Here is a 19,665-nt window from a genome sequence, read left to right as displayed (position 1 = left end):
TGGCCGTCAGCCGGCGCGGTGCACCACCGCGTCGCAGAGCTCTTCGAGCGCCGACTTGGCGAAGCACTCCGGCAGCGGGGCCAGCATGGCCCGCGCGTCCTCGGCGTACTGGACGGTGTCGCGGCGGGCCCGCTCCAGGGCGGGGTGCGCCCGCAGCCGGGTGAGCACCTCGGCGTGGCGGGCGTCGTCCGTCAGGTCGCCGTCCAGGAGCTGGACGAGCTCCAGGTCCGCCGGGTCGCCGCCCTGGGCCGCCATCTCGCGCAGCCGCAGCACGGGCAGCGTCGGGATGCCCTCGCGCAGGTCGGTGCCCGGGGTCTTGCCGGACTCGTGCGCGTCGGAGGCGATGTCGAGGACGTCGTCGGCGAGCTGGAAGGCGGTGCCGAGCCGCTCGCCGTACTGGGTCAGGATGTCGACGACCGACTCGTCGGCGCCGGACATGAGCGCGCCGAAGCGGCCGGAGACCGCGATCAGCGAGCCGGTCTTGCCGGCGATGACGTCGAGGTAGTGGGCGACGGGGTCGCGGCCGTCGCGCGGGCCGGCCGTCTCCAGGATCTGGCCCGTCACCAGCCGTTCGAAGGCCTCGGCCTGGACGCGGACGGCCTCCGGCCCGAGGTCGGCCAGGATGTGCGAGGCGCGGGCGAACAGGAAGTCACCCGTCAGGACCGCCACCGAGTTGCCCCAGCGGGCGTTGGCGCTCTCCACCCCGCGGCGGACGTCCGCCTCGTCCATGACGTCGTCGTGGTAGAGCGTCGCGAGGTGCGTGAGCTCGACCACGACGGCGGACGGCACGATGCCGGGCGCGTAGGGATCACCGAAACGGGACGCGAGCATCACCAGCAGCGGCCGGAACCGCTTGCCTCCGGCCCGCACCAGGTGCTGTGCGGCCTCGGTGATGAAGGGGACTTCGCTCTTGGTGGCTTCCAGCAGACCCGCCTCGACGGCGGCCAGTCCGGCCTGGACATCGGTCTCAAGAGCCTGGTCCCGCACGCTCAGTCCGAACGGCCCGACGACGGTCACGAGGGGTACTCCTGTCTGCTGACGATCACGCTGACGATCACATGGATTGTCGATGTGTCGCTGCCATCACTCAAGCCAGCGTATCGGGTCTGTTTTCGATCACCGAGAGCGCCTTCCCGGCCACCACCCGCGCACTGTCCGATGAGCACCGGTATGTTCTGGATAAGCCGAAACAATCGGAGAATGCGTTTTGCCCAGAACTGCGACCGATATGGACGAGCCCGCGGATCCGGACGCCGACCGGCCGCCGCCTCCGTCCCCGCGGCCCACGGGACCATGGTCCACCTCGTCCCCGCCGCTGGCGGATGGCTCGCCGGACGGACGGCGACCGGCGACACCCCCAGGGATACGTCCGAGGCGATTGGCGGCTGAGACCAGATGATCATCCGTACCGATTTCCCGTACGGCACCACCCACGAGGATGTCCGGATCCCGCTTCCCGACGGTGTCGAGCTGTACGCCCGGATCTGGCGCCCGGTGACGGACGAGCCGGTGCCGGCCCTGCTGGAGTACCTCCCGTACCGGCTCACCGACTGGACCGCGCCGCGCGACCAGCAGCGCCACCCCTGGTACGCGGGGCACGGCTATGCCTCCGTACGGGTGGACGTGCGCGGGCACGGCTGCAGCGGGGGCCGGCCGGGCGACGAGTACGACGCCCGCGAGCTGGCCGACGGGGTCGCGGTGGTGGAGTGGCTGGCGGCGCAGCCGTGGTGCACGGGGTCGGTGGGGATGTTCGGCATCTCCTGGGGCGGGTTCAACTCCCTCCAGATCGCCGCGCTGGCCCCGGAGCCGCTGAAGGCGGTCGTGACCGTCTGCTCGACGGACGACCGCTACGACAACGACGTGCACTACATGGGCGGCTCGGTGCTCGCCGTGGACATGCACGCGTGGGCGGCGACCCTGCTGGCCTTCGCCTCCCGCCCGCCGGACCCGCAGTTCGTCGGCGACGACTGGCGCCGGATGTGGCTGGACCGGCTGGAGGCGGTGGAACCGCTCGTCCACACCTGGCTCTCCCACCAGACGCGCGACGCCTACTGGCGCCACGGCAGCGTCTGCGAGGACTACCCGGCCGTCCGCGCGGCCGTGCTCGCGGTCGGCGGCTGGCACGACCCGTACCGGGACACCGTGCTGCGGCTGGTCGAACACCTGCCGTCCGCCCGTGTACGGGGCCTGATCGGGCCCTGGTCGCACCAGTACCCGGACCGCGGCCTGCCGCCGGGACCGGCCATCGGCTTCCTGCAGGAGACCCTGCGCTGGTGGGACCACTGGCTGAAGGGCGCGGACAACGGGGTGATGGAGGAACCGCTGCTGCGCACCTGGATCAGCGCATCGCACCCGCCCGCGACGGTGTACGAGGAGCTCCCGGGCCGCTGGGCCGGCGAGAAGTCCTGGCCGTCGGCGTCCGTCATCCCTGTCCCGTACGTGTTCCAGGGCGCGCCGGTGGCGGTGGCCTCCCCGCAGCACACCGGGCTGGACGCGGGCCGCTTCTTCCCCTTCGGCAACGACGCCGACCTGCCGCCGGACCAGCGGGAGGAGGACGCGAAGTCGGCCTGCTTCGAGTTCCCGGTGGGGCGCGAGGAGCCGGTGGAGATCCTGGGACGGCCATCGGTCACCCTGCGGCTGCGGCTCGACGTGTCGTACGGGCAGGTGGTCGCCCGGCTGTGCGACGTGGCCCCGGACGGCTCCTCGACACTGGTCACGCGGGGCGCGCTCAACCTCTCGGCGCGCCGGGGCCGCGACCGGGCGCTGCCCTGGCCGGTGGGCGCGTACGAGGACGTCACCTTCGAGCTGAACGGCATCGGGCACGCCTTCGCGCCCGGGCACCGGATCCGGCTCGCCGTGTCGTCCGCGTACTGGCCGTGGATCTGGCCGCGGGCCGGGTCCGAGGCCGGCTGGACCCTGGACCCGGCGGGCAGCGCGCTGACCCTGCCGGTGCGGGCGGGCTCCGCGGCGGACGGCGGGATCGTCTTCGAGGCCCCGGAGCAGGCGGAGCCGCTGGGTGTGGTCGTCCCGGCGACGCTGGACGAACCGCGTCCGGAACGGCTGGTCGTACGGGACGTCGCGCGCGGGACGTGGCGGCTGGAGGTGGACCCGCGGTACGGGGGCACCCGGGTGTACCCGGACGGCCTGGAGTACGAGGAGGACGCGGAGGAGGTGTACGAGATCCAGGACGCGGACGCGCTGTCGGCGCGCACGTTCTCGCGGTGGCGGATCCGGCTCCACCGGCCGGAGCTGGGCTGGGACGCGCGGGTGGAGACCCGCTCGGAGATCCGTTGCGACGAGGGCGGCTTCCTGACGTCGAACGAGGTGGTGTGCCGGGAGGGGGACGAGGTGGTCTTCCACCGGACGTGGGAACGCCGGCTGCCGCGCGCGGCGGGCTGAGCGGGTCGACCCGCCCCGGCGGGCGGCCCCGGGGCTCCGCCCCGGACCCCGCGCCTCGAACGCCGACGGCGCCGGAACGGGCGCGGGGGCGGCGCCCCCGCGGCCGGCGGTCAGCCGAACAGCCGCTCCAGGACCACCGCGATGCCGTCGTCCTCGTTGGACAGCGTCAGCTCATCCGCGACCGCCACCAGCTCGTGGTGGGAGTTGGCCATCGCCACCCCATGGGCCGCCCACGCGAACATCGGGATGTCGTTCGGCATGTCCCCGAAGGCGATCGTCCCGGACGGGGAGACGCCGAGGACATCCGCCGCCCGCGCGAGCCCGGTGGCCTTGTCGATGCCAGGCGGCTGGAGTTCCACCGTGTGCTCGCCCGCCATCGTGACGTTCACCAGATGGCCGACCACCGACCGCGCCACCCGGGTCAGCTCGTCGTCGTCCAGCTCCGGGTGCTGGAGCAGCACCTTGTTGATCGGCGCCGACCACAGGTCGCAGCGCCGCGGGACGCGGACCGTCGGCAGGTGCGGGTGCCACATCCGGTAGCCCGGCCCTATCAGCATCTCCGCGTCCAGGCCCTCCTGGTTGACCGCCGCGTAGACCTCGCCGATCTCCGCCTCGATCTTGCCGAGGGCCACCTCGGCCAGCTCCCGGTCCATGGACACGGAGTGCAGCAGGCGCCCGCGCGCCGCGTCGTACACCTGCGCGCCCTGCCCGCACACCGCGAGCCCCGTGTAGCCGAGCCGGTCCAGGACGTGTCGGACCTGGGGAACGGGGCGTCCGGTGACGATGATGTGCTGGGCGCCGGCCGCGCGCGCTGTCGCGAGCGCCTCGTACGAGCGGGCGGAGACGGTGTCCCCGGCTTGCAGCAGAGTCCCGTCCAGGTCTGTGGCGATCAAGGCATAGGGAAGGGCCGGAGGCGGGGCGGAAGTCACGGCGCCTAGGATACGGACCCCTTTGGACAAGTCCTACAAATAGAGCCCGAATCCGGCCTCCCCCACGTCCCATCCGTCACTTTGACGCGCTCCAGCGCCGAGCGGGGCAGGGGCGGGGCAGGGAAGTGCACAACCCCGACCGTAGGGCCCTCGATCGACAGCACGCACCAAAAGATCAGATATGACCGGAACTGTGGATACCTGACCACAGCCGTCGTCCCGGGGTGTGTTTCATCTCCGACCGGGTACCCGCGCGTTCCCGCGGGATCCTGAGTAGCGTGTCCCGCACCGTGTCTACCGGGACACCCCCGGACCGCGTCGAAAGCGAGGCAGTACCCCATGCCCCAGCAGAGCCCCCTCGATGTCCCCGAGGGCGACCCGTTCGGGCCGCACAACCTCCCCTACGGCGTCTTCTCGACCGCCGCGGACGACCGGCGGCGGGTCGGTGTGCGCATCGGCGGATTCGTCCTCGACGCGGGGGCGGCCGCGGCCGCGCTCGGCTCCCCGTTCGCGGACCTGCTCGGACGGTCCACCCTCAACCCGCTGCTCGGCGCCGGCCACACCGCCTGGCGCGACGTGCGCCGCGCGCTCACTGCCTGGGTGACCGACCCCGGCCACCGCCCCACCGTCGAGCCGCACCTGGTGCCGCTCGACGAGGTCACCCTGCACCTGCCGTACGAGGTCGCCGACTACGTCGACTTCTACGCGAGCGAGCACCACGCCACCAACGTCGGCAAGATGTTCCGCCCGGACGGCGACGCACTGACGCCCAACTGGAAGCACCTCCCCATCGGTTACCACGGCCGCTCCGGCACCATCGTGGTCTCCGGCACCGATGTCGTACGCCCCTCCGGCCAGCGCAAGGCGCCCACCGACCCGGCGCCCGTCTTCGGCCCCTCCGTCAAGCTCGACATCGAGGCCGAGGTCGGCTTCGTCGTCGGCACCCCCTCCGAGCTGGGCCGGCCGGTGGCGCTGGGCGACTTCGAGCAGCACGTCTTCGGGCTGTTCCTGCTCAACGACTGGTCGGCGCGCGACATCCAGGCCTGGGAGTACGTGCCGCTCGGCCCCTTCCTCGGCAAGTCCTTCGCCACCTCCGTCTCCGCCTGGGTCACCCCGCTGGAGGCCCTCGACGCGGCCCGGGTCGCCCCGCCCGCCCGGGACTTCCCGCTCCAGCCCTACCTGGACGACGCCGACCTCGACCGCCCCGGCGGCTTCGACCTGCGCATCAGCGTCTCCATCAACGGGCAGGAGGTGGCGCAGCCGCCCTTCGCCACCATGTACTGGACGGCCGCCCAGCAGCTCGCCCACATGACCGTCAACGGCGCCTCCCTGCGCACCGGCGACATCTTCGGCTCCGGCACCGTCAGCGGTCCCGAGGTCGGCCAGCGCGGCTCGCTGCTGGAGCTCACCTGGAACGGCCGCGACGCCATCGAGCTCACCGACGGCAAGCGCACCTTCCTGGAGGACGGGGACACCGTCACCCTCACCGCCTGGGCCCCCGGCCCGGACGGCACGCGCGTCGGCCTCGGCGAGGTCACCGGCCGCATCGTGGGATCGCGCTAGTCCATCCCTCGGTCGGCGGGGTGGCGGATCTTTCCGCCGCCCCGCCGAAACCGCAGCTCAGAGCCCTGCGGAAGCGCCATCAGGTGGCGCAACACTGCGGCAACACCACCGGCGCCGGGCCGCCGGTACGTTCCCTGCCATGCCAGCCGAACGAACCGCCACGCACACCGTCCCGGTCGCCGCCGCGCGCCGGCGGCGCCTGCGCGCGGACCAGGCTCGCCAGCTCGCCGACCTGCTGCGCCACCAGATCCTGGCGGGCGGCTACCCCGGCGGGGTCCTCCCCCTGGAGGGCGAACTCGCCGACTCCTACGGCGCCGGCCGCAACACCGTCCGCCAGGCCCTCGACCTGCTGCGCGGCGAGCGGCTCGTGGAGCGCCGCCCGGGCGTGGGCACCGTCGTGGTCTGCGAGAAGTACCCGCACGGCCTGGACCGCCTGCAAGGCCTGGCCGAGACCCTGAACGAGCACGGCCGGGTGACCAACGAGGTCCGCACCGTCGGCCCCGTCCGTGCCCCCGCCCCGGTCGCCGGGCGGCTCGGTCTGCCCGAGCACGCCGACGTGCTCTACATCGAACGGCTGCGGCGCCTGAACGGGCTGCCGCTCTCCCTCGACCTCACCTACGTCCCGATGGACATCGGCGCCGGACTGCTGGGCTGCGACCTGGAGAACACCGACGTCTTCCGGCTCCTGGAGCAGCTGACCGGGCAGCCGCTCGGGCACGCCGAGATCACCCTTGAGGCCGTCAACGCCGACGCGCACTCCGCCGCCGTCCTGCAGGCCCCGCGCGGGGCCGCCGTCCTGATGCTGGAGCGCCTCACCCACCTGGGCGACGGCCGGCCCGTGGACCTGGAGTTCATCCGCTTCCGCGGCGACCGGATCACCATGAGCGGCCTGCTGCGCCGCTCCCTCTGAGCCCTCCGACACCGAACGTACCCACCTTCCTGGAGACAGCCATGCCTGTGGTCCCCCAGCGCGGCGACGTGCCCGTGACCATCGACGAGTCCCTGTGCATCGACGGCTGCACGCTCTGCGTCGACATGTGTCCGCTCGACTCGCTCGCGATCCGCGAGGACAACGGCAAGGCCTACATGCACGTCGACGAGTGCTGGTACTGCGGCCCGTGCGCCGCCCGCTGTCCCACCGGCGCGGTCACCGTCAACATGCCCTACCTGCTCCGGTGAAAGGTCCCCTCCCCATGCGTACGACGCGTACGAAGACACTCGCGCCCGCCGCGCTCGCCCTGCTCCTCGCCCCGCTGGCCACGGCCTGCTCGGGCTCCGCCGGGGCGGCCGACTCCAAGACGGTCACCGTGACCGTCGGCTACCAGTCCAAGACCATCAACACCGTCACCGCCGGCACCCTGCTGCGCTCCCTCGGCTACTTCGAGGAGGAGCTCGCCGCGCGCGGCAGGAAGGACGGCATCACCTACAAGGTGGACTGGCAGGACTACGCCACCGGCGCCCCCATCACCGCCCAGATGACCGCCGGGAAGATCGACATCGGCTCGATGGGCGACTTCCCGCTCCTCATCAACGCGGTGCGCGGCAAGGAGCTGAAGCAGCCCACCCACCTCGTCTCCGTGACCGGCTACAACCTGCGCGGCGGCCTCAACACCGTGGTCGCCGCACCGGAGTCGAAGCTGGAGTCCCTGGCCGACCTGCGCGGCAGGAAGGTGTCGACGAGCGTCGGCTCGGCGGCCGACGGAACGCTGGTACGGGCGCTGCAGCGCGCCGGGATCGACCCGGCGAGCGGCATCGAGAAGCTCAACCAGCAGCCCAGCGTGGGCGCTTCGGCGCTCCAGGCGGGCAGCGTCGACGCGCTCTCGCAGTTCGTGGCGTGGCCGGGGCAGCTGGCGTACGAAGGCCGGGCCAAGGCCCTGTACGACGGCGCCGAGCTGAACCTGCCGACCTTCCACGGGGTCACCGTGCGGGAGAAGTTCGCGAAGGAGCGGGCCGGCGTACTGGACGACTTCCTGCGGGCCCAGCGCCGGGCCACCGACCACCTGCGCGCGGAACCGGTCGCGGCCGCCGAGTCGGTGGCGAAGGAGACCGGGCTGCCGGCGGAGGTGGTGTACCTCTACAACGGGGCGAACGGCATCGCGACCTTCGACCCGGCCCTGCGCCCGGAGCTGATCGACGCGCTGAAGCAGGACGTGCCGGTGCTGAAGGACGCCAAGCTGGTCGGTGACGTGGACGTGGACGCCTTCGTGGACCCGGCGCCGCTGGCCCGGGTGGCGGCCGGGACGGCGGAGTACCCCAAGGCGGTGGCCGCCCGCCCCGAGCTGTGGCTGAAGGGCCAGGCCCGGACCCAGTCCTTCGACTCCCCGCGCGAGCTGCTGAAGGCGGCGCGCGGCGCGGACGTCCGGGCGGCGTACGTACCGGACGCGGTGACGGGCACGCTCTGGTTCGCGGACAAGGCGGTGTGGGTCTCCGAGGGGCCGGAGCTGCGCGCCTTCGTCACGCCGGCGGGCGCGAAGGCGTACGTGGCGGCGCACCAGGGATCCGGGGCGCGCATCGTGAGCTTCGCCGAGGCCGGGGCCCTGGCGTCATGACGGGCGGCCGCTGGCTGCTGCGGGCGGCCTCGCTCGGCGCGGCCCTGCTCGTGTGGCAGGGGCTGACCTCGCTGGACGTGAACGTGTGGCTGCGCTTCGAGCAGTTCCCGACGGTGGGCGAGGTCGCCGGGGCGTTCGCCGAACGGGCCGGGACCGGGCCCTTCTGGCAGGACCTGGCGTCCAGCCTGCGCCGGATCGTGACGGGCTTCGCGCTCGCCGCGGTCCTGGGCGTGGCGGTGGGCACGGCGATCGCCCGGTCGCGGATCGCGGCCGATGTGCTGGGCCCGTTGCTGGAGGTGCTGCGTCCTATACCGGCGATCGCGCTGGTCCCGGTGGCGATCCTGCTGTTTCCCTCCAACGAGCAGGGGATCGTCTTCATCACCTGCACGGCCGCCTTCTTCCCGGTGCTGGTCTCGACGCGGCACGCGGTGGGCGCGCTGAGTCCGGTGTGGGAGGAGGCGGTCCTGACCATGGGCGGCGGGCGGGCGCGGATCCTCTTCTCCGTGGTGCTGCCGGGCGCCCTGCCGGGCATCTTCGGGGGCCTGTCGGTCGGGATCGGGGTGGCCTGGATCTGTGTGATCTCGGCCGAGATGATCTCCGGCGAGTACGGGGTCGGCTACCGGACCTGGCAGGACTACACGGTGATCGACTACCCCGGCGTCTTCGTCGGCATGGTCACCATCGGCGCACTGGGCTGGCTGACCTCCACGGCGGTGGAGCGTGCGGGCCGCCGCCTGACGCGGTGGCTGCCGGCGCGCTCCGGTGCGGACGCCGGCCGGGCCCAGGCGCCGCGGCCGGAGGGCACGGCGGGCGCGAGGGGGCTCCGGCTCTTCCCGCGGCCCGGGGCGTCACGGGCCCGCCCCGGCGTGGACCCCGACGCCCCGCGTCCCGACGCCACGCGTCCCGACGCCCCACGCCCCGGCTCCGCCCGGGCGGAGCCGGCGAAGCCCCGTACACGAGAGGTGACCTCGCCATGAGCCTGACCGATGTCGCGACCGCCCCGGTCGCCGCCGCGCCCCGAGGGGCCCGGCTCGCGCTGCGCGGCGTACGGCTCGGGCACCGCGGGAACGTGGTGCTCGACGAGGTCGACCTGACCGTCGAGGAGGGCGAGGTCCTGAGCGTCGTCGGCCCGTCCGGGTGCGGGAAGTCCACGCTGCTGCGCACCCTGGCCGGGCTGCTGCCCCCGCTCGCCGGCGCCGTGGAGCAGGACGGCATCCCCGTCACCGGCCCGGACGCCGACCGGGCGCTGGTCTTCCAGGACGACGCCCTGCTCCCCTGGCGCACGGTCCGGGCCAACGTCGAACTCCCGCTCGCCATCGGGCGCTCGCGGGGCCCGTCCGAGGAGAAGGGCGACCCGGACGGGCCGGGCGGGGTGCCCGGCCGGCATGGCCGCTCCCCCGTGTTCGATCTGTCCCGTGCCGCCCGGCGGGCCCGGCGGCGGATCGCCGGGGAGTGGCTGGAGCGGGTCGGCCTGGACGGGCACGCGCACAAGTTCCCGCACCAGCTCTCGGGCGGGCAGCGCCAGCGCGTGCAGCTGGCCCGCGCCCTCGCCGCGCGCCCGCGCGCCGTCCTCATGGACGAGCCCTTCGGGGCGCTCGACGCCCAGACCCGCGCCGAGATGCAGGACCTCCTCGTGGACGTCCTCGCGGGCACCGGCGCGACCGTCGTCTTCGTCACCCACGACGTGGACGAGGCGCTGTTCCTCGGCGACCGCGTCGCACTGCTCGGCGCCGCGCAGGTGGTGCCCGTACCGCGGCCGCGCGACCGCGGGGCCTCGTACGCCGGGCTCCGGCAGCAGATCATCAACTCACTGTGAAAGGCCGCACCATGGACATCCCCGCCATCGGCGACGCCGAGGAACTCTCCTGCGACGTCCTCGTCATCGGCGGCGGCACCGCCGGCACGATGGCGGCGCTGACCGCCGCCGAGCGGGGCGCGCGGGTCCTGCTCCTGGAGAAGGCGCACGTCCGCCACTCCGGGGCGCTCGCCATGGGCATGGACGGGGTCAACAACGCCGTCGTCCCCGGCCGCGCCGAGCCCGACGACTACGTCGCCGAGATCACCCGCGCCAACGACGGCATCGTCGACCAGTCCACGGTCCGCCAGACCGCCACCCGCGGGTTCGCGATGGTGCAGCGCCTTGAGTCGTACGGGGTGAAGTTCGAGAAGGACGAGCACGGCGAGTACGCGGTGCGCCAGGTGCACCGCTCGGGCTCGTACGTACTGCCCATGCCCGAGGGCAAGGACGTCAAGAAGGTCCTCTACCGGCAGCTGCGGCGCCGCGAGATGCGCGAGCGGATCCGGATCGAGAACCGGGTGATGCCGGTACGGGTCCTGACCTCGCCCGAGGACGGCCGGGCGATCGGCGCGGCCGCTTTCAACACCCGCACCGGCGCCTTCGTGACCGTGCGCGCCGGGGCGGTGATCCTGGCGACCGGCCCCTGCGGACGGCTCGGACTTCCGGCCTCCGGTTACCTGTACGGGACGTACGAGAACCCGACCAACGCGGGCGACGGCTACGCCATGGCCTACCACGCGGGCGCCGCGCTGACCGGGATCGAGTGCTTCCAGATCAACCCGCTGATCAAGGACTACAACGGCCCGGCGTGCGCGTACGTCGCGAACCCCTTCGGCGGCTACCAGGTCAACCGGCACGGCGAGCGCTTCGTCGACTCCGACTACTGGTCGGGGCAGATGATGGCCGAGTTCGCCGCCGAACTCGCCTCGGACCGGGGCCCGGTGTACCTCAAGCTCAGCCACCTCCCGGAGGAGTCGGTGGCCTCCCTGGAGTCCATCCTGCACACCACCGAGCGGCCGACGCGCGGCACCTTCCACGCGGGCCGCGGCCACGACTACCGCACCCACGACATCGAGATGCACATCTCGGAGATCGGGCTGTGCGGCGGCCACTCGGCGTCCGGCGTCCGGGTGGACGACCACGCCCGCACCACGGTGCCGCGGCTGTACGCGGCCGGGGACCTGGCGTCCGTACCGCACAACTACATGATCGGGGCGTTCGTCTTCGGCGATCTGGCGGGCGGGGACGCGGCCCGGTACACGGCGTACGAGGGCACGCTGCCGGCCGATCAGCTGGCGGCGGCCCACGAGCTGGTCTACCGCCCCCTGCGCAACCCGGACGGGCCGCCGCAGCCGCAGGTGGAGTACAAGCTGCGGCGGTTCGTGAACGACTACGTGGCCCCGCCGAAGACGGGCGCGAAGCTCTCGCTCGCCGTGGCGGCCTTCGACCGGATGACCGGTGAGATCGCGGAGATGGGCGCGACCACTGCGCACGAGCTGATGCGGTGCGCGGAGGTGTCCTTCATCCGGGACTGCGCGGAGATGGCGGCCCGCTCCTCGCTGGCCCGTACCGAGTCCCGCTGGGGCCTCTACCACGAGCGGCTCGACCACCCGAAGCGCGACGACACGGGCTGGCTGCACCACCTGGACCTGCGCAAGTCGGCCTCGGGGGCGATGGAGTTCACCGCCCGGCCGGTGGAGCCGTACCTGGTGCCAGTCGACGGGTTCGCCCCGGCCGGCGGCCCCTCACGGCACCTGGGCGAGGTCGATCTGGTCCCGGTGGCCACGGCGGGCCCGCGGGAGGCGGCCCCGGCGGCCCGCGCACAGGCCGCGCCGGTCCCCCAGGCCGCGCCGGTGCCCGGCGCCGCCCCGGGCGCCTCGCCCCGGATCCTGGAACTGCTCGCCCTGGCCGAGGAGTCCCCCGACCTGGCCGCCCTCACGCCCTACCTGGCCGACCCCGATCCGGCCGTGCGGGCCGCCGCCGTCGCGGCGCTCGGCGAGACCGTACCGGCCGGCGCCGGGCCCGCGCTGGCCGCGCGCCTCGCCGACCCGGCCGCCGTCGTACGGGCGGCCGCCGCGGGCGCGCTGCGGGAGCTCGTGGAGGTCCTGCCGGGCGGGCCGGAGCTGGGTACGGGCCTGCGCGCCACCCTCGCCGTGCCCGACCCCGCGGTGCGCTCCGCCTCGCTCGAAGCCTTGCGGGCGCTGCGGCTCGGCGACGCGGAGCTGTACGCCGCCTCGCTGGCCGACGCCGACCCGGAGGTCCGCATCCACGCGGTCCGCGCGCTGGTCTCGGTGGACGCCGTCCCGCAGCTGGCCGCGGCCGCCGCGGACCCGGCCCGCGAGGTCCGGGTGGCGGTGGCCAAGGGCCTGGCCTCGGTGCACGCCCCGGTCCCGGCCCCGCTGGACCCGCTGCTGGCGGACGCCGACCCGCTGGTGCGGGGTGCGGCGCTGGGCGCGCTGGCCTCGGTCGGCTGCCCTGACGGGTACGCCCGTACCGCGGTGGCGGCTCTGGCCGACCCGGCCTGGCAGGTCCGGGCGGGGGCGGCGGCCGGGCTGTCGGCGGCCGCCCCGGAAACGGCGGTACCGGCTCTGGCCAAGACCCTGGCCGACGTCAACGCAGACGTCCGCAAGGCGGCGGTCCTCGCCCTGCTGGCCCACCGGGACACCGCGGAGGCCCGGGCGGCCCTCGCCACGGCGGTGTCGGATCCGGACGCGGACGTCCGCGCGTACGCGGCCCGCGCCGCCTGACCCTCACACGCTGTCAGGCGGTGGTGTCGGACCCCCGTTTGGGGGTCCGCGGCGTGCAGGGCCCACGGGGCGCCGGGATGGTGGACGAAAGCCCGTCGAAGGCAGGAGTCCTCATGTCCCCCCATGTCCGCAAGGCCACCCTCGTGATCACCGCCGCCGTGTCGCTGGGCCTGGCCGCCGTGGTCCCGGCGCACGGGGTGGAGGGGCCCGCGCCCGACCCGAGCAACGCGAAGGCCATGCGGGACATCGCCACGGCGATCGCGGTGACGGCCAAGTACGCGGACGAGCGGGAGGCCCTCAAGGACGGGTACGTCCCGCACGGCGAGGAATGCATGACCAACCCGTTCGGGGTGGGCGCCATGGGCTACCACTACGTGAAGCAGGCCAACTGGGGTTCGAAGGACCCGGCCAGGCCGACCGCGCTCCTCTACAGCAAGGACAAGGACCGGGGCGGCCGTCGCAAGCTGGAGACGGTGGAGTGGATGTCCACCGACCGGGACCAGGACCTGAAGACCAGCGACGACCGGCCGAGCATGTTCGGGCTGCCCTTCGACGGGCCCATGCCGGGCCACTGGGCGGGCATGCCCAAGCACTACGACCTGCACATGTGGGCGTACAAGGAGAACCCGGCGGGCCGCTTCCACAACTGGAACCCGGCGCTGACCTGCCCGAAGAAGGCCCCCGCCCCGGGCAAGCCGGCCGCCGCCCACCCACACGGCCACTAGTCCGCGCGGCCCGCGCGGTCAAGTGACGCGGGCATATGACTCACCCAAAAGGACGGCTTCTCCGGGAACCCCGGGCGATACGCTGGTCGGACTCGCGAGACTCCGTCGCATGGGAGCACCACCGATGAGCGTCGATCCCGAGACCTCCGAGCAGGAGCCCGCCCCGCGCTGGCGCGTCCCGCCCGCGGGCGGGTGGACGGCGGACGACCTTGACCGGCTTCCCAACCTGCCTCCGCACACGGAGCTGATCGACGGGAGCCTGATCTTCGCGAGTCCGCAAACCCGTTTCCACATGCGAGCCCTGCGATTCTTCGAATGGCAACTCGAATCACTGGTTCCGGACGGACTCGAAGTGATGAGAGAGTTCACCATCGACATCGACCGACTGAACCGGCCCGAGCCGGACGTCCTCGTCGTCGAAGAGGAACTGGCCCGGGGCCCCCTGCAGCAGACACGGATCCCCGCCGCGTCCGTCCGGCTGGCCGTCGAGGTCGTCTCTCCTGATTCGATCGCCCGGGACCGCGAGACCAAGCCGACCAAGTACGCCCGGGCAGGAATCCCCCACTACTGGCGGGTCGAGAACAAGAACGACCGGGCAGTCGTCTACGTGTTCGAACTCGAACCGGCCACGCGTGTCTACGTCGCGACGGGCATCTTCCACGACCGGCTGAAGGTCACGGTCCCCTTCCCCATCGACCTGGACCTGGACCTCACCACGATCAAACCGAAGGGGTTACCGGAATAGACCCGCACACGGCCAAGGGCCCGGCTCCCCCGAAGGGCCGGGCCCTTGGCCGTTGCGCGAACCGGTCAGCGGACGAAGGTGCTCGCCTGACCCGCCAGGTCCAGGAAGTACTGCGGGGCGAGGCCCAGGACCAGGGTGACGGCGACGCCCACCGCGATGGTGGTCATCGTCAGCGGCGAGGGGACCGCCACCGTCGGGCCGTCGGCCTTCGGCTCGCTGAAGAACATCAGGACGATCACCCGGATGTAGAAGAACGCGGCGATCGCGGACGAGATGACACCGATCACGACCAGCACCCCGGCGCCGCTCTCCGCCGCCGCCCTGAACACGGCGAACTTGCCCGTGAAGCCGGAGGTGAGCGGGATGCCCGCGAAGGCGAGCAGGAACACCGCGAAGACGGCCGCCGTCAGCGGCGAACGCCGGCCCAGCCCCGCCCACTTGGACAGGTGCGTGGCCTCGCCGCCCGCGTCGCGCACCAGCGTGACCACCGCGAAGGCGCCGATCGTCACGAAGGAGTAGGCGCCCAGGTAGAAGAGGACGGACTGGACGCCCTGCGCCGAGGTCGCGATCACACCGGCCAGGATGAAGCCCGCGTGCGCGATCGAGGAGTAGGCGAGCAGCCGCTTGACGTCCGTCTGGGTCACGGCGATCACCGCGCCCGCGAGCATCGTGACGATGGCCACCGCCCACATCACCGGACGCCAGTCCCAGCGCAGCCCCGGCAGGACCACGTAGAGCAGGCGCAGGAGGGCGCCGAAGGCGGCCACCTTGGTCGCCGCCGCCATGAAGCCGGTGACCGGGGTCGGGGCGCCCTGGTAGACGTCCGGGGTCCACATGTGGAAGGGGACCGCGCCGACCTTGAAGAGCAGGCCCATCAGGATCAGCGCGCCGCCGATCAGCAGCAGCGCGTCGTTGCCCATGGTGGAGGCCAGCGCCGGGTCGATCTTCGCGACCGTGCCGTCGACCACGTCGGCGATCGCCGCGTACGAGACCGAGCCCGCGTACCCGTAGAGCAGCGCGATGCCGAAGAGGAGGAAGGCGGAGGAGAAGGCCCCCAGGAGGAAGTACTTCACCGCGGCCTCCTGCGACATCAGCCGCTGGCGGCGGGCGACGGCGCAGAGCAGGTACAGCGGGAGGGAGAACACCTCAAGGGCGATGAACAGCGTCAGCAGGTCGTTGGCCGCCGGGAAGATCAGCATGCCGGCGATCGCGAACAGGGCCAGCGGGAACACCTCGGTGGTGGTGAAGCCCGCCTTGACGGCGGCCTTCTCGCTGTCGCTGCCCGGTACGGACGCCGCCTGGGCGGCGAAGGAGTCCACCCGGTTGCCGTGCGCCGCGGGGTCCAGGCGCCGCTCGGCGAAGGTGAAGACCGCCACGACCGAGGCCAGCAGGATGGTGCCCTGCAGGAAGAGCGCCGGGCCGTCCACGGCGATGGCGCCCATCGCGGCGATGTGGGCCTTGCCGGAGCCGTACCCGCCGGCCGCGAGGCCGACGACCGCGGCGAAGGCCGAGGCCAGCGCGGCGACGGTGAGGAACACCTGGACGTAGTAGCGGGACTTGCGGGGCACGAAGGCCTCGACCAGGATCCCGAGCACCGCCGCACCCACCACGATCAGCGTGGGCGCGAGCTGTGCGTACTCGATGGTCGGCGCCGGGATCCGGTCGGCCGGTGCCTCGGCCGCCAGTGTCCACAGGCTGTGGGCGGAAGTCAGGGTGCTCACTTCGCCGCCTCCCCGTTCTTGGCTTCGACGTCGACCTCGGGCGCGGGGTCCGTCTGCTTCACGTCCGACATGGTGTGCTCCACCGCCGGGTTGACGATGTCGGTGAGGACCTTCGGGTAGACGCCCAGCCCGATCAGCAGGGCGATCAGCGGGGCGACCACCAGCACCTCCCGCAGGCGCAGGTCCGGCATGGTGCGGACCTCCTCCTTCACGGGGCCGGTCATCGTGCGCTGGTAGAGGACCAGCGTGTAGAGGGCGGCGAGCACGATGCCGGTGGTGGCGATGATGCCGACGACCGGGTACCGGGCGAACGTGCCGACCAGGACCAGGAATTCACTGACGAAGGGTGCGAGGCCCGGCAGCGAGAGGGTGGCGAGGCCGCCGATCAGGAAGGTGCCGGCGAGGACCGGGGCCACCTTCTGGACGCCGCCGTAGTCGGCGATGAGCCGCGAGCCGCGCCGCGAGATCAGGAAGCCGGCCACCAGCATCAGCGCCGCCGTCGACAGGCCGTGGTTGACCATGTAGAGGGTGGCGCCGGACTGACCCTGGGAGGTCATCGCGAAGATGCCCAGGATGATGAAGCCGAAGTGCGAGATCGAGGCGTACGCGACCAGCCGCTTGATGTCCCGCTGGCCGACCGCGACCAGCGCGCCGTAGACGATGCTGATCAGGGCCAGCACCAGGATCACCGGCGTGGCCCACTTGCTGGCGTCGGGGAAGAGCCCGAGGCAGAAGCGGAGCATCGCGAAGGTGCCGACCTTGTCGACGACCGCGGTGATCAGTACGGCGACCGGAGCGGTGGACTCGCCCATCGCGTTCGGCAGCCAGGTGTGCAGCGGCCACAGCGGGGCCTTGATCGCGAAGGCGAAGAAGAACCCGAGGAACAGCAGCCGCTCGGTGTTGGTCGACATGTCGAGCGTGCCCGCGGCCCGGGCGGCGGTGATCTCCTGGAGGGAGAAGTTCCCGGCGACCACGTAGAGGCCGATGACGGCCGCCAGCATGATCAGGCCGCCGACCAGGTTGTAGAGGAGGAACTTGACCGCCGCGTACGAGCGCTGCGTGGCCGCGTTCTCCTCGGAGCCGCCGTGGGCCCGGTCCCCGAAGCCGCCGATGAGGAAGTACATCGGGATGAGCATGGCTTCGAAGAAGATGTAGAAGAGGAAGACGTCGGTGGCCTCGAAGGAGATGATCACCATCGCCTCGACCAGCAGGATCAGGGCGAAGAAGCCCTGGGTCGGCCGCCACCGGGAGCTCTTGGTCTCCAGGGGGTCGGCGTCGTGCCAGCCGGCCGCGATCACGAAGGGGATCAGCAGCGCGGTGAGCCCGATGAGCACCACCCCGATCCCGTCCACGCCCAGCTCGTAGCGGACGCCGAAGTCGGCGATCCAGGGCCGGGATTCGGTGAGCTGGTAGCGGTCACCGCTCGGGTCGAAGCGGACCGCGACGAGCACGGCCAGGGCCAGTGTCGCCAGCGAGAAGAGCAGCGCGAGCCACTTGGCGGCGGTCCTGCGGGCGGCCGGTACGGCCGCCGTCAGGATCGCGCCGACCGCGGGGACCGCGGCCGTCACCGTCAGAAGCGGGAAACTCATTTCACACCGCCCTCATCAGCAGGGTCGCGGCGATCAGAACCACCGTGCCCCCGAACATCGAGACCGCGTAGCTGCGGGCGTAGCCGTTCTGCAGCTTGCGCAGGCGGCCCGAGAGCCCGCCGACCGAGGCGGCCGTCCCGTTGACCACCCCGTCGACCACGCTGTGGTCGAGGTACACGAGCGAGCGGGTCAGGTGCTCCCCGCCGCGCACCAGCACGACGTGGTTGAAGTCGTCCTGGTAGAGGTCCTTGCGGGCCGCCCGGGTGAGGAACGAGCCGCGCGGGGCGACGACCGGGACGGGCCGCCTGCCGTACATCGCCCAGGCGATGCCGACTCCGACGAGGAGCATCACCATGGTGGCCGCGGTGACGGTCATGGCGCTGACCGGCGGGTTGCCGTGCGAGTAGCCCGTGACGGGCTCCAGCCACTTCAGGAAGCGCTCGCCGATCTCGAAGAAGGCTCCGGCGAAGACCGACCCGAAGGCCAGGATGACCATCGGGATGGTCATGGACCTCGGGGACTCGTGCGGGTGCGGCGGGTGGCCCTCTGCGTCCGGCTGCCAGCGCTTCTCGCCGAAGAAGGTGAGGAGCATGACGCGGGTCATGTAGAAGGCGGTGATGCCGGCGCCCAGCAGGGTGACCCCGCCGAGGATCCAGCCCTCGGTGCCGCCCTTCGCGAAGGCCGCCTCGATGATCATGTCCTTGGAGAAGAAGCCGGACAGGCCCGGGAAGCCGATGATGGCCAGGTATCCGAGGCCGAAGGTGACGAAGGTGACCGGCATGTACTTCCGCAGGCCCCCGTACCTGCGCATGTCGACCTCGTCGTTCATCCCGTGCATGACGGAACCCGCGCCGAGGAAGAGGCCCGCCTTGAAGAAGCCGTGCGTCACCAGGTGCATGATCGCGAAGACGTAGCCGATCGGGCCGAGGCCCGCGGCGAGGATCATGTAGCCGATCTGCGACATGGTCGAGCCCGCCAGGGCCTTCTTGATGTCGTCCTTCGCGCAACCGACGATCGCACCGAAGAGGAGCGTGACCGCGCCCACGACGGTGACCACCAGCTGGGCGTCCGGCGCTCCGTTGAAGATCGCGGCCGAGCGGACGATCAGGTACACGCCCGCCGTCACCATGGTGGCCGCGTGGATCAGGGCCGAGACCGGGGTCGGGCCCTCCATCGCGTCCCCGAGCCAGGACTGCAGCGGGACCTGCGCCGACTTGCCGCAGGCGGCCAGCAGCAGCATCAGGCCGATCGCCGTCAGCGTGCCCTCGGACGTCTCGCCCACCGCGCCGAACAGGGGCGTGAAGGCGAAGGTGCCGAAGGTGGTGAACATCAGCATGATCGCGATCGACAGGCCGATGTCGCCGACGCGGTTGACCAGGAAGGCCTTCTTCGCGGCGGTGGCCGCGCTGGGCTTGTGCTGCCAGAAGCCGATCAGGAGGTACGAGGCGAGGCCCACGCCCTCCCAGCCGAAGTACAGCAGCAGGTAGTTGTCGGCGAGGACCAGGAGCAGCATCGCCGCGACGAACAGGTTCAGATAGCCGAAGAAGCGGCGGCGGCGCTCGTCGTGCTCCATGTACCCGATCGAGTACACGTGGATGAGCGTGCCCACCCCGGAGATCAGCAGGACGAAGGTCATCGACAGCTGGTCCAGCTGGAAGGCCATGTCCGCCTGGAAGCCCTCGACGGGGATCCAGGTGTACAGGTTCTGCGTCAGGGTCCGGTCCTCGGCCGTGCGCCCCAGCATGTCGGCGAACAGTACGACGCCGATCCCGAAGGAGACGGCCGCGAGCAGGGTGCCGATCCAGTGACCGACCTTGTCGAGGCGCCGGCCGCCGCAGAGCAGCACCACCGCTCCGAGCAGGGGCGCCGCGATCAGCAGCGCAATCAGGTTCTCCACAGC

General features: G+C 72.3%; 15 protein-coding genes. 10 read left to right on the top strand and 5 right to left on the bottom strand.

Annotated elements, in window-relative coordinates; all coding sequences use genetic code 11:
• Positions 1 to 6 precede the first annotated feature (6 nt).
• The gene (locus ACFY0D_RS31530) at positions 7 to 1,017 is read right to left on the bottom strand and encodes a polyprenyl synthetase family protein (RefSeq protein ID WP_390801375.1); all 1,011 of its coding nucleotides are present in this window, start codon (positions 1,015 to 1,017) and stop codon (positions 7 to 9) included.
• A gap of 378 nt (positions 1,018 to 1,395) precedes the next feature.
• Here ACFY0D_RS31530 and ACFY0D_RS31525 point away from each other — a divergent pair, with 378 nt between their 5' ends.
• On the top strand, positions 1,396 to 3,399 hold the full coding sequence (locus ACFY0D_RS31525; RefSeq protein WP_390801374.1) for a CocE/NonD family hydrolase: 2,004 nt from the start codon (positions 1,396 to 1,398) through the stop codon (positions 3,397 to 3,399).
• 110 nt (positions 3,400 to 3,509) lie between these two features.
• Here ACFY0D_RS31525 and ACFY0D_RS31520 read toward each other — a convergent pair whose 3' ends face one another.
• Complete coding sequence (locus ACFY0D_RS31520; RefSeq protein WP_390801373.1) at positions 3,510 to 4,328, bottom strand: Cof-type HAD-IIB family hydrolase; 819 nt, start codon at positions 4,326 to 4,328, stop codon at positions 3,510 to 3,512.
• A gap of 339 nt (positions 4,329 to 4,667) precedes the next feature.
• Between ACFY0D_RS31520 and fahA the strand changes: the two genes are divergently transcribed.
• The 9 genes from fahA (at position 4,668) to ACFY0D_RS31475 (ending at position 14,455) form a co-directional block, all read left to right on the top strand.
• On the top strand, positions 4,668 to 5,891 hold the full coding sequence (gene fahA, locus ACFY0D_RS31515; protein WP_390801372.1) for a fumarylacetoacetase: 1,224 nt from the start codon (positions 4,668 to 4,670) through the stop codon (positions 5,889 to 5,891).
• A 139-nt stretch (positions 5,892 to 6,030) separates the two neighbouring features.
• Positions 6,031 to 6,801, top strand: a complete 771-nt coding sequence (locus ACFY0D_RS31510) for a GntR family transcriptional regulator (RefSeq protein ID WP_373042861.1) — start codon at positions 6,031 to 6,033, stop codon at positions 6,799 to 6,801.
• A 41-nt stretch (positions 6,802 to 6,842) separates the two neighbouring features.
• Positions 6,843 to 7,070, top strand: coding sequence for a ferredoxin family protein (locus ACFY0D_RS31505; RefSeq protein ID WP_030011381.1), 228 nt, complete (start codon positions 6,843 to 6,845; stop codon positions 7,068 to 7,070).
• 14 nt (positions 7,071 to 7,084) lie between these two features.
• Positions 7,085 to 8,440 carry an ABC transporter substrate-binding protein gene (locus ACFY0D_RS31500; protein ID WP_390801371.1) on the top strand — a complete coding sequence of 452 codons (1,356 nt, stop codon included), beginning with the start codon at positions 7,085 to 7,087 and terminating at the stop codon, positions 8,438 to 8,440.
• Entirely contained in the window at positions 8,437 to 9,417 is a 981-nt protein-coding gene (locus ACFY0D_RS31495; protein ID WP_390801370.1) for an ABC transporter permease, read from the top strand. The genes ACFY0D_RS31500 and ACFY0D_RS31495 overlap by 4 nt, the downstream gene beginning before the upstream one ends.
• The gene (locus ACFY0D_RS31490; protein ID WP_390801369.1) at positions 9,414 to 10,256 is read left to right on the top strand and encodes an ABC transporter ATP-binding protein; all 843 of its coding nucleotides are present in this window, start codon (positions 9,414 to 9,416) and stop codon (positions 10,254 to 10,256) included. Before ACFY0D_RS31495 ends, ACFY0D_RS31490 begins: the two co-directional genes overlap by 4 nt.
• A gap of 11 nt (positions 10,257 to 10,267) precedes the next feature.
• Positions 10,268 to 12,985 (top strand): fumarate reductase/succinate dehydrogenase flavoprotein subunit, encoded by a 2,718-nt coding sequence (locus ACFY0D_RS31485; RefSeq protein WP_390801368.1) that lies wholly within the window; start codon positions 10,268 to 10,270, stop codon positions 12,983 to 12,985.
• A 113-nt stretch (positions 12,986 to 13,098) separates the two neighbouring features.
• Entirely contained in the window at positions 13,099 to 13,710 is a 612-nt protein-coding gene (locus ACFY0D_RS31480; RefSeq protein WP_390801367.1) for a hypothetical protein, read from the top strand.
• Positions 13,711 to 13,834: 124 nt separating this feature from the next.
• Entirely contained in the window at positions 13,835 to 14,455 is a 621-nt protein-coding gene (locus ACFY0D_RS31475) for a Uma2 family endonuclease (protein ID WP_390801405.1), read from the top strand.
• A 65-nt stretch (positions 14,456 to 14,520) separates the two neighbouring features.
• Here ACFY0D_RS31475 and nuoN read toward each other — a convergent pair whose 3' ends face one another.
• Genes nuoN through nuoL form a run of 3 tightly spaced genes read right to left on the bottom strand, consistent with a single transcriptional unit; the run spans position 14,521 to position 19,662 of the window.
• Positions 14,521 to 16,167: an NADH-quinone oxidoreductase subunit NuoN gene (nuoN, locus tag ACFY0D_RS31470; protein WP_390801404.1), complete on the bottom strand. Its 1,647-nt coding sequence runs from the start codon at positions 16,165 to 16,167 to the stop codon at positions 14,521 to 14,523.
• A 5-nt stretch (positions 16,168 to 16,172) separates the two neighbouring features.
• Positions 16,173 to 17,765: an NADH-quinone oxidoreductase subunit M gene (locus tag ACFY0D_RS31465; protein WP_390801366.1), complete on the bottom strand. Its 1,593-nt coding sequence runs from the start codon at positions 17,763 to 17,765 to the stop codon at positions 16,173 to 16,175.
• 1 nt (position 17,766) lies between these two features.
• Positions 17,767 to 19,662 (bottom strand): NADH-quinone oxidoreductase subunit L, encoded by a 1,896-nt coding sequence (gene nuoL, locus ACFY0D_RS31460; protein WP_390801365.1) that lies wholly within the window; start codon positions 19,660 to 19,662, stop codon positions 17,767 to 17,769.
• Positions 19,663 to 19,665: the final 3 nt, after the last annotated feature.

The sequence above is a fragment of the Streptomyces sp. NPDC001502 genome, assembly GCF_042894785.1.
GTDB classification, from domain to species: domain Bacteria; phylum Actinomycetota; class Actinomycetes; order Streptomycetales; family Streptomycetaceae; genus Streptomyces; species Streptomyces kutzneri.
Note: the sequence above shows the minus strand (reverse complement) of the source record. Positions and strands in the feature narration are given on the sequence as shown.